Source organism: uncultured Parabacteroides sp., assembly GCF_905196875.1.
In the GTDB taxonomy this organism is placed as follows: Bacteria; Bacteroidota; Bacteroidia; order Bacteroidales; family Tannerellaceae; genus Parabacteroides.
In genome coordinates this window covers 1-11,239 of the sequence record NZ_CAJJWO010000110.1, presented here as the reverse complement: position 1 = coordinate 11,239, position 11,239 = coordinate 1, and the positions used below count along the sequence as shown (strand labels likewise).

Here is an 11,239-nt window from a genome sequence, read left to right as displayed (position 1 = left end):
CCGCAACCAGACAGAACTATTGGACTATTCGGTGGCGAACCTAAAACAAGACCTGACATTAGGTTTTATCTTTATCTGTATCGTGGCTATTCTCTTCCTGGGGGATATAAAAATACCCGCTGTGATCAGTTTGAGTATGATAGTCAGCCTCATCGTCAGCTTCCTGTTTTTTTACTTATTCAAAATGTCGCTGAACATCATCTCTCTGTCAGGTCTGATCCTCGCTCTGGGTATGATGATAGACAGTTCGATTATCGTAACGGAAAACATCACGCAATACCGTACAAAAGGATTCTCTCTGGACGAAGCATGCGCCAAAGGGACAACAGAAGTAATTACCCCGATGTTGAGTTCCACTTTTACAACAATCGCCGTATTCTTTCCGCTGGTATTTATGAGTGGTATTGCCGGAGCTATATTCTATGACCAGGCTTTTGCCGTAACAGCGGGATTACTCGTTTCTTATTTTACAGGTATCATGCTGCTTCCGGTATTATACAAACTGGTTTACAGTATTCCCGACATCAAACATACCGGTTTTAACCGCAGGATTAAAAATCTGGTCAAAGACAGCGTATTGTATGGTTTTTATGACGCAGGTGTCAACTTCACTTTCCGCCATAAAAAAGTAAGTCTGATACTCACCGCCCTAACTCTTCCTCTCTGTGCATTCCTCTTCTATGAAGTACCGAAAACACGAATGCCGGAGATCGACCAGAACGAGTTGATCACCCATATCGAATGGAACGAGAATATTCATATCGACGAGAATAAAGACAGGGTCAACCAGCTTTTTAACCAGACTGCCGGTGATGTCAAAGAATATACATCTTATATCGGACAGCAACAGTTCCTATTGAATCGCGACCGTGAATTATCCGCCTCCGAGGCCGAGTTGTATTTCAGAACGGAAAAAGCATCTGCCATTGCTCCCCTACAGGAAAAGATTACCCAATGGCTGGATACCAATTATCCACAGGCGGTATTTTCCTTTTCCCCTCCTATCACCGTATTTGAAAAACTGTTTGTCACGGGCGAAGCCGATGTGGTCGCTGAGTTTTATACACGCAACAAAGCAACAGCTCCGGAAGCCTTCGAGCTGCAAAAACTGGAATCGGAAATGAAAACGACCACCGGTCAGTCGCCTGTCGGAGTGGCATTCGATAACCAGCTGAATATTTCGATCGACAGACAAAAGCTACTCTTATATAATGTCAGTTATAATGAAGTGTACCGTCTTCTGAAAACGGCATTCAAAGAGAATGAAGTTGCCACCCTCCGCTCCTACCAACAATATCTTCCGATAGCATTGGCAGGTGACGGACAGACAATCAATGGAGTATTACAAAGCACATTGGTACAAACACAACCGGACAAAGACGGTAAAAGTCAATATATCCCGTTGCAATCGTTGATCAAGGTGACCCAGGGAGAAGACCTCAAAACGATAACAGCCGGGAAAAACGGTGAGTATATCCCGTTTAGCTTCTATAATGTCCAAAAACCGGAGCAGCTAATGGACAACGTAAAACAACTAAGCGGACAGGATTGGGAAATCGATTTTTCCGGTAGTTTCTTTTCCAACCAGAAAATGTTGAATGAACTGGTAGTGATCTTGTTTATTTCACTCCTGTTGATGTATTTTATTCTGGCAGCCCAGTTTGAGAGTTTCCTGCAGCCGTTGATCCTGTTGCTTGAAATCCCGATCGACGTAGCTGCCGCCTTACTGATACTCTGGATATGCGGGCATACCATTAACCTGATGAGTGCCATCGGTATTGTGGTGACCTGCGGTATTGTGATCAACGACTCCATTCTGAAAATCGACATGATCAATGAACTAAGGAAAGAGGGAGTCCCGTTGATGGAAGCGATACACGAGGCCGGTCGCCGCCGTCTGCGTCCAATCATTATGACATCACTGACTACGATATTCGGTATGGTACCTTTGTTGTTTACATTCGATATGGGTAGTGAGTTGCAAAAGCCCTTATCTATCGCAATGATCTCTGCGATGCTGGTCGGTACCGCAGTCAGTCTGTTCATCATTCCATTGATTTACTGGTACATCTACCGGAAACATGATGTTTCCGAAAAACAAACTGAAGTTTAACGAATTATATAATGCCGTTATGAAGATATATAAGATAATATTGTCATTCCTGTTATTTACCTCTGCCTCCCTGCATGCACAGACACTGACGCTGTCGCTGGAACGGACGATCTCTCTGGCAGCAGACAGTTCGCTGGAGGCATTCAGGACAAAGAACATGTATCTGGCCGGATACTGGCAATATAGGACATTCAAGGCAGGAAGACTACCGAGTCTGACATTGAACCTGACACCGGCACAGTATTACCGGGATATTACGAAGCGGTATAATTATGATAAAAACGTGGAAGAATATCGTACTCAACAGTCGTTCTATGCCAGTGGAAACCTTAGGGTCAAGCAAAATTTCGACTTATTGGGAGGTACTTTCTTTCTGGATTCGGACCTGGGATATATGCGTAACTTCGGGGAAAATACCTATAATCAATTCACGACTATTCCTATAAGAATAGGTTATAGCCAGGACCTTTTAGGCTATAATCCTTTCCGGTGGGAGCGAAAGATCGAACCGCTGAAATATGAGATCGCTAAAAAAGAATTGTTATACAATATAGAAAACATCAGCGAACAGGCTACCACCTACTTCTTCCAACTGGCAATGGCACAAGCCGAATACGATTTGGCCAAAGAGAATGTCGCTTCGACCGATACTCTCTACCGGACAGGACAGGAACGGCATAAGATTGCCTCCATCGACAAGGCGGAACTACTGACTTTGAAACTGGATGCCGTCAATGCACGCAACACATTGCAAAATGCAGATATAGCCCTTAAAAGAGCGATGTTCAGCCTTGCCTCTTTCCTCAACTTCGACAAAAATACGGAAATCCGGTTACGTTTGCCCGGACGTCCGAAAGATATGCAAATATCGGTAGATGAAGCATTAACACTTGCCCGGGAGAATAACCCTAAATTTCTCGACCTGAAACAAGAGGTACTGGAAGCAGAACAACAAGTGGATAAGACAAAAAAGGAGGCTATGTTCAATGCTTCCGTCAATGCCAGTATCGGTTTTAACCAGGTGGCAAGCAAATTGAAAAGTGCTTACCGTGATCCGTTGCAACAGGATGTTGTTTCCGTATCTATCTCCATCCCCCTGATAGACTGGGGCGTACGGAAAGGGAAACATAATATTGCCAAAAACAATCTGAACGTGGCTCAGATATCCGCCCGCCAGGAAGAATTGACCGTGGAAGAGGATGTGATCATGACAGTAGGTGATTTCAATATCCAACAGCACCTGATCAGTAGTGCTGAAGAAGTGCTCGACCTGGCAGTCATGGCATACGCAGAGACCAAGCAGCGGTTTATGATCGGGAAAGCGGACATCAACAGTTTGACTTTGTCGTTGAACCGCCAACAGGAGGCACAGCGTAACTATATCTCGGCGTTACAAAACTATTGGCTGAGTTATTTTAAGATAAGGAAGCTGACATTACATGATTTCGAGACCGGTATTTCCTTGTCGAATGAATTTGATTATCGGAACGAGTTATAATTTTTCCGTAGTAAGAAAATAACTATAAAATGAGTTCATCTCCTAAAATATCATCCTTTACGATTATTGTCGTTTTCCTCTGCATAGCTTTGGCAGGAATAACATTCATTCCCCTACTGCCCATCAAGCTATCGCCTTCACGCACATTGCCCCGGCTGACTATCAGTTATAATATGCCCGGCAATTCGGCACGCGTGATCGAAATGGAAGTGACTTCTCGTCTGGAAGCAATGCTTGCACGTATCAAAGGGATCAAGGAGATCAATTCGACTTCCGGTAATGGATGGGGATATGTGACCCTAGAACTGGATAAGCATACCAATATCGATGCCGCCCGCTTTGAAGCCTCCACTATCGTCCGACAGACCTGGCCAAGCCTCCCTGACGGACTTAGTTATCCGATCCTGGAAATGAGCCGCCCGGATGATAAGGAATCCGGACCTTTCATGACATATACTTTAAATGCAGCAGCAACCCCGATCTTTATCCAGCGGTTTGCTGAAGATCAGATCAAACCGCGCCTGGCCAGCATTCCGGGAATTTACAGGATCGATGTACGGGGAGCTACGCCGATGGAATGGCGATTGGAGTACGACAGCCGCCAGCTGGTTTCACTCGGAATTACCATCAACGATATACAAACTGCCATCAGTCAATACTATAACAAAGAATTTCTCGGAACAGGAAATGTAGAGACGAATGGACAGGAGGAATGGATCCGCCTCGCCCTGATACCAGAAGATAGCCGGGAAGGTTTTGACGCATCTTACATCACAGTCACTAATAAAGAAGGAAAACTAATCCGTTTGGACCAACTACTGAAAGTAACCCGCCAGGAAGAGGCCCCACAAAGTTATTATCGTATCAACGGATTGAATTCCATTTACCTATCCATTCAGGCGGAAGAAACGGCAAACCAGTTGAAACTGGCAGAACAGGTAAAACAGGAGATGAAGCATATCCGTCAGTTACTGCCGCAAGGCTATGAGATACACACGAGTTATGACGCTACGGAATTCATCCACAACGAGTTGAACAAAATATATTTACGTACCGGATTGACTATCCTGATCCTGCTTTTATTCGTTCTATTGATCACGCGGAATGTACGTTATTTGTTCCTGATCGTTGTCAGCCTGAGTGTTAACCTCTGCATTGCTGTCATCTTCTTTTACCTGGCAAAGTTGGAGATGCAACTTTATTCGCTGGCCGGTGTCACCATATCCTTAAGCCTGGTGATCGACAATACGATCGTGATGACCGATCATATACGCAACCGCCATAACCGGAAAGCTTTCCTTTCTATTCTAACTGCCACCCTGACAACAATCGGAGCGTTGGTGATTATTTTCTTCCTCGATGAAAAAATACGATTGAATTTACAGGATTTCGCAGCTGTGGTGATCATTAATCTGGCTGTATCGCTGGCTGTTGCCTTGTTCTTTGTTCCTGCCATGATAGACAAACTGGGATTGGGACAAAAGAAAAATATAAAGCAAAAAGCCCCATTATCCGAAAGCCCAAAGAGTGGCCGGTTCAATCGGTTCAAAAAATGGGGTAACAGAGTACTTAAGCGGTATCCGGTCTATTTCAACCGCTATTACCGGGCACAGATCAGTTTCCTTTGCCGATGGAAAAAGACTGCTTGTGTGGTGTTAGTCCTGGCATTCGGATTACCAGTCTTCCTGCTACCTGAAAAGATCGAAATGGATAGTAAAGACAAAGTTTACACAGCGACCGACTCGCTATTCATCGAAAAATACAACAAGATTGTATCTGAGGAAACCTATAAAGAAAAGGTGAAACCGATCATAGACAAAGCGTTGGGGGGAACTTTGCGGCTTTTTGTGCAGAAAGTATATGAAGGCAGTTACTTTACCCGCAACGATGAAACGGTTCTATCCGTCACAGCCTCCCTACCCAACGGGACTACATTGGAACAGATGAACCAACTGATGACCCGTATGGAGGCTTACCTGAGTACATTCAAGGATATAAGTCAGTGTCAGACAAATGTATATAGTGCCCGGCAGGCGGGCATACGTATATACTTCACCAAAGTTGCCGAACGGAGCGGTTTCCCTTACACCCTGAAAAGCAAGATCATCAGTAAAGCTTTAGAATTGGGCGGCGGTAGCTGGGGAGTATACGGTCTTCAGGATCAGGGGTTCAGCAATGATGTACGGGAAGGAGCCGGATCATTCAGGATCGAAATGTTCGGATACAATTACGACGAGCTATACGAATGGGCCGAACAATTAAAAGGCAAACTTCTCACCTTCCGACGTATCAAGGAAGTACTTATCAACTCCGAATTTTCGTGGTGGAAAGACGATTACCAAGAATTCTACTTCAACCTGAACAAAGCGCGGATGGCCCAGGAAAGTATTCTGCCGATCGACTTGTTCGCCTCACTGAATCCGGTATTCGGAAAAGATATTTATAGCGGGACGATTGTTGTCGACAATGAAGTGGAAAAGCTGAAACTAAGTTCTCGCCAGGCAAAAGATTATGATATCTGGAGTATGCAATATGTACCTCAGACTATCAAAGACAAGTCTTATAAATTAGCGGAACTGGCAACTGTAGAAAAGGGACAGATGCCGCAGAAGGTTGCCAAGGTAAACCAGCAATACCGGCTTTGCCTGCAATACGAGTACATCGGCGCATCCAACCAGGGGAACAAGATACAGGAACGTGTATTGAAGGAATTCAATGCTTCGCTCCCTATGGGTTATACAGCCAAGTCGGAAAGCTATTACTGGGATTGGAACACGAAAGATAATAAACAATATCTGTTATTGTTGCTTATTATCGTAATCATTTTCTTTACTACCAGTATCCTGTTTAACTCTTTGAAACAGCCATTAGCCGTCATCTGCGTGATCCCGATCTCCTATATCGGCGTATTCCTGACGTTTTATTGGTTCAAGTTAAACTTCGACCAGGGAGGATTTGCTTCATTCGTTTTATTATGTGGTATTACGGTAAATGCCAGTATCTATGTATTGAACGAATTCAATCAGCTACGCGAAGCAAAGCCCTTGATGCCGCTCTGGCGCATTTATCTGAAAGCATGGAATGCAAAAATAACGCCAATATTCCTTACAGTAATTTCCACTATTCTGGGATTCATTCCGTTTATGTTGGGGCCCGACAAAGAAGCATTCTGGTTTCCACTGGCAGCCGGTACAATCGGAGGGCTAGTGATGTCGATTGCCGGAATCTTTATTTACCTTCCTATTTTTACCTTAAAAAAATAATCATATTGAACTAATTTAGGCTATCCGATACTATTTTCTTTCCTAATTTTGCGATATCAATCGACAAATTGTTATTTTTTCAAACCCTTCTTGTCCTCTGCGTGTTTAATCTAGGAGCTGAGAAGTAGCACTAAAGAGAACGTCACAACTTGTTTTTTCATCGATCTTCTTCCGGTCTTTACATCAACTCATGTAATAACCGGAAAAGGTAGTTATCGATTTTCATAAACAAAAAGCAGAGTCCGATATCACTCTAAAATAAATTAAAGATGAAAATTTTATTCAAGTACCTACGACTATTATCCCTCTCTACGAGTGGAGCATTACTATTATGCATTGTATTTGCCGCCAATCCTGACATTGCAGAAGGAACAATCGCCGGCAAAGTATTCTGGTTCCATTTCTCTGTTTTATTACTTGCCTTCAGTGTATTTTTCATGGAAGCCACCATTAAAAAAAGTTGTTTCACATTCACACTACCTGACGGACTGCTGCTTCTCTTCACCGGACTGATTCTGATCACCTACGATCGTGAGTTGAACCCACAACCGGAAAAACTGCTCTTTGTAGGTCAACTGACCATGCTATGGTTTATGTTACGAGCTGTCATACAGACACATCCCGAACTCAGGCTCTTTTTCATTTCGATCATTATATCGACCGGAGTGTTTGAAGCTATGTGGGGAATGGGGCAAATACACGGTACCCCGGCGGAAAACCACCCGCTGTTTAATGGTAGCGGACTGGTTTTTAATCCAGGCCCGTTTTCCGGTTATCTGGCAATCGTACTCCCTTTATGCCTGAACCTGGCACTACGATTCCGTGATTGCGATAAAATAGCATGGTGGGAAACCAGAACCATGTTATTTTACCTGTCAGTCATCGGTATACTAATCATCCTGATCGCCCTTCCGGGAGGAGCAAGTCGTCCTGCATGGCTAGCCGCCGTAGCCTCCTGCTGTTGGGTATTCTTTTTACGCAAATCCGGTTGGAAAATCCTGAAACAAAAAGTAATAATGCACAGTAAGACCGTGGTGATCGTTTGTGCTTTATTATTCCTGGCCATTGCAGGATTACCCACCCTGGGTAGTTTTATCCGCCCGGACCAATCGGCCAGTCGTCTACTGATGTGGAACGTAACAACCAAAGCAATTCTGGAACAACCTGTGACAGGAACAGGCCTGGGAGGTTTTTCCACATCCTATGCGAAGACGCAAGCCGACTACTTTTCATCCGGAAAAGCTTCCGACATGGAACGGCAGGCTGCCTGTTGTCCGAAATTTGCATTCAACGAGTATCTGCAGATGGGACTCGAGTTCGGTATCGCCGGACTGTTACTTTTCTCTTTGTGGATCGGGTTCAGCCTTTATTACGGACTAAAAAACAAACAGATCGGAGCCACGGGAAGCATTATCGCTTTGCTCTTTTTCTCAATGTATTCTTATCCGTTACAATTACCGTCATTTTGGGTATTACTGTTATTCTTCTCGGCTATTTGTGTGACAATACCCGGTAAGTTGCAAAAACCTTCCCCGAAGACCTTTCCTTATATCGGAACTTTTGCAGCATTAGCCGCCTGCATGCTATTTTTCGGTCAAAGAGGTTATTACGATTCTTATAAAGAATGGAAAACATTACGACTGCTAAAACAGCAAAATGAACAACAGGTGGCCACACAAGGATACCTGTGTTTATATCCACGTCTCAACCACCGGGTCGAATTCCTGGAGGAAGGAGCCAGATGCCTGTTACAGTGTAAACAATATTCGGATGCTATCGTCTGGAGTCACCAGGCAATCCGGCTAAGTGCCAATCCGGAATTCTATTACATCCTTGCAGAAAGTTACCAACAGCTAGGTCTTTATAAACAAGCCGAGAAATATTTATTACAATGCCTGCACATCCTGCCGGAAGAGATAGACACCTATTATCTACTGACAAAGTTATACTCGGACGATTCTTATTACCAACCCGATAAACTGAGGTTAGCGGCCTACTCTGTTCTTACCAGACAGCCTAAGGATCAATCGAAAACGATTAAATTGATGAAGGAAGACGTAAACAAGCTTCTTCAATACGCAATAATCAAGAATAAATAACAAATAGAATATCGGACAAGCAACACCATTTCCTTTTTATAAACAAGTTTCCATTAATACAATGTAATTATGAGTACAATTTTTAAACCACGATTCCCTCCTATTTTATTGCACATTCAAATTATATCCCCTATCTTTGCCGAAATTTTGCGAAGAAGAGTTTCATGACGAATAAGATACATAAGTGTAATCCGATGTTTATCTCCGGTTCAACGCCGGACATTGAGGCTCATTTCTTTAATTTACGGGATTATCATTTGGTTATATAAGATGCGTTGGTTATTTTTACTAACGCATTTTTTTTGTGTCCCGCGGATAGCGATAATATTAAGGTATAACATTCTATAAAATCAATTAATAAACAAAACAACCCAATTACTATGTCGAAAATTGGAATCAAAAAGGTGATTGTTCTGGGCTCGGGTGCCCTGAAGATCGGACAGGCCGGAGAGTTTGACTACTCTGGTTCACAAGCATTGAAGGCACTGAAAGAAGAAGGTATCAGTACCGTATTGCTGAATCCGAACATTGCAACTATTCAAACATCCGAAGGGGTAGCAGACAAGGTATACTTCCTGCCTATCACTCCGTATTTTGTTGAAGAAGTAATCAAAAAAGAACAACCGGACGGAATCCTGCTGGCTTTTGGTGGCCAGACTGCCCTGAACTGCGGAACTCAGTTATACACCAGCGGCACACTCGCCAAATATGGTGTAAAGGTACTGGGTACTTCTGTTGAAGCGATCATGTATACAGAAGACCGCGACCTGTTTGTAAAGAAACTGAATGAAATCGACGTAAAAACTCCGGTAAGCCAGGCTGTTGAAACGATGGAAGATGCAGTGAAAGCTGCCTACAAGATCGGTTTCCCGGTAATGATCCGTTCCGCTTATGCCCTGGGAGGTATGGGTAGCGGTATCTGCAAAGACGAAGAAGAACTGCGTACACTGGCAGAAAGCGCTTTCGCTTATTCTACACAGATCCTGGTGGAAGAATCGCTGAAAGGCTGGAAAGAAATTGAATTCGAAGTAATCCGCGATAAGAACGACCATTGCTTCACAGTAGTAAGCATGGAAAATGTAGACCCGCTGGGCGTACATACCGGTGAAAGTATCGTTGTAGCTCCTACCTGTTCTCTGACAGATAAGGAACTGGATCTGCTGAAAGAACTGTCGACCAAGACAATCCGCCACCTGGGTATCGTGGGCGAATGTAACATCCAATACGCATTCAACTCCGACACTTGCGACTACCGTGTGATCGAAGTAAACGCTCGCCTGAGCCGTTCTTCTGCACTGGCTTCAAAAGCAAGCGGTTATCCCCTGGCATTCGTTGCAGCTAAACTGGCATTAGGTTATAGCCTCGATGAAATCGGCGAAATGGGTACTCCGAACTCTGCTTATAAAGCTCCGGAAGTAGACTATATGATCGTGAAGATCCCGCGTTGGGACTTGACTAAGTTCGTTGGTGTAAGCCGCCTGATCGGTTCGAGCATGAAGTCTGTCGGTGAGATCATGTCGATCGGTAAGAGCTTCGAAGAGATTATGCAGAAAGGTCTGCGTATGATCGGACAGGGCATGCACGGTTTCGTTGGAAACAACGACCTGGAATTCGACAACCTGGACGACGCACTGGCAAACCCGACCGACCTGCGTATCTTCGCCGTAGCAAAAGCATTGGAAGAAGGTTATACGGTAGAACGTATCCACGAACTGTCAAAGATCACTCCGTGGTTCCTGAACGGTTTGAAAAATATCGTAGACTACACAAAAGTACTGTCTCAATACAATAAGATAGAAGATCTGCCCGAAGATGTTCTGAAAGAAGCAAAACGTTTAGGTTTCTCCGACTTCCAGATCGCCCGTTATGTAGAAGATCCGGAAGGCAACATGGAAAAAGAAAATATCCGTGTACGTAACATGCGTAAGAAAATGGGTATCCTACCGAGCGTAAAACGTATCAACACGATCGCTTCCGAACATCCGGAACTGACTAACTACCTGTATATGACATACGACGGTAGCGAACATGATATCCCTTACTATAAGAACGACAAGAGCGTGGTGATCCTGGGTTCAGGTGCTTACCGCATCGGTTCTTCCGTAGAGTTCGACTGGTGTTCGGTGAACGCTGCACAGACTGCACGTAAGCTGGGTTACAAGTCGATCATGATCAACTACAACCCGGAAACGGTTTCTACCGACTACGATATGTGCGACCGTCTGTACTTCGACGAACTTTCTTTCGAACGTGTACTCGACGTAAT

The 11,239-nt window shown here is 44.1% G+C and carries 5 protein-coding genes; all 5 read left to right on the top strand.

Annotated features, from left to right (window positions below; genetic code table 11):
* Positions 1 to 2,113: efflux RND transporter permease subunit (locus QZ076_RS21120; protein WP_293717093.1), on the top strand; the 2,113-nt coding region annotated here is incomplete at its 5' end.
* A 19-nt stretch (positions 2,114 to 2,132) separates the two neighbouring features.
* Entirely contained in the window at positions 2,133 to 3,611 is a 1,479-nt protein-coding gene (locus tag QZ076_RS21115; RefSeq protein ID WP_293717092.1) for a TolC family protein, read from the top strand.
* Between the two features lie 29 nt (positions 3,612 to 3,640).
* Positions 3,641 to 6,874, top strand: coding sequence for an efflux RND transporter permease subunit (locus QZ076_RS21110; protein WP_293717091.1), 3,234 nt, complete (start codon positions 3,641 to 3,643; stop codon positions 6,872 to 6,874).
* 269 nt (positions 6,875 to 7,143) lie between these two features.
* Positions 7,144 to 8,973, top strand: coding sequence for a Wzy polymerase domain-containing protein (locus tag QZ076_RS21105; protein ID WP_293717090.1), 1,830 nt, complete (start codon positions 7,144 to 7,146; stop codon positions 8,971 to 8,973).
* Positions 8,974 to 9,353: 380 nt separating this feature from the next.
* A partial coding sequence (carB, locus tag QZ076_RS21100; RefSeq protein ID WP_293717089.1) for a carbamoyl-phosphate synthase large subunit occupies positions 9,354 to 11,239 on the top strand: 1,886 nt, incomplete at its 3' end.